The following is a 799-nucleotide window of genomic DNA, read 5'->3' on the forward strand; positions in this document are numbered from 1 at the left end:
TTGATGGGAGGCGGCAACCAGTGAACAAAGACATTGAGCAGTATCAACGAAGGCTTAAGCTTTCCAATGCACTCATGGAAATTTATCCCAAAATCGATGCCCGAACCAATGAAGAATTCTTGCTCAAGCTGCTTAGATCGCTAACCGAAGACCGTGAAGAAAAAAGACGAATTCGCAATCTTAACAGTGCAGGTTTCTCGGTTGTGAAATCGTTAGAGGGCTACGATTACTCTCAGATCAAGTTTCCCGACAAGATGGGGCAAGAAAAGTTGGCGTCTTTGTCCTTTCTTGAAAAGAAAGAAAATCTGATTCTCTACGGTTCTGTAGGTACTGGTAAAACACATTTGTCGGTTGCTCTAGGTGTTCAAGCAATCGCTCAGGGTAAGAAAGCCGTCTTTTTTCGAGTTCATGACCTGATAAACCAATTAGAAGATGATGACCCTAAGAAAGTGAGCAAGGTTCACAAGAAAATCCATCAGGCCGATTTACTCATCCTTGATGAATGGGGATATCTACCGCTCCATCAAGAAGGTGCAAGGATGTTGTTCGAGATTATCTCAGCTTGCTACGAAGCAAAAAGCATCATCATAACCACCAACATTGAGTTCGGTAGATGGAAAGGATTTCTTTTTGACGAAAAGCTGACAGCTGCAATCGTAGACCGATTAGTGCATCATTCTCATATGTTAATGTTCACAGGGAAAAGTTATCGTATGGCCAATTCATTAATGAAGTAATTTTGGTAACGCTGGTAATTGCATTTTTGACTGCCAAAAGTTGTATTTCTCTATTGCCAAAA

General features: G+C 41.2%; 1 protein-coding gene. It reads left to right on the forward strand.

The annotated features are described in order from the left end of the window. Positions 1–737, forward strand: a 737-nt coding sequence (gene istB, locus AAIG11_RS17905; RefSeq protein WP_343187551.1) for an IS21-like element helper ATPase IstB, incomplete at its 5' end; no start/stop codon positions are given. Positions 738–799 lie beyond the last annotated feature (62 nt).

Origin of the sequence: Anoxynatronum sibiricum, assembly GCF_039414295.1 — a bacterium.
Classification (GTDB): Bacteria; Bacillota; Clostridia; order Peptostreptococcales; family Tindalliaceae; genus Anoxynatronum; species Anoxynatronum sibiricum.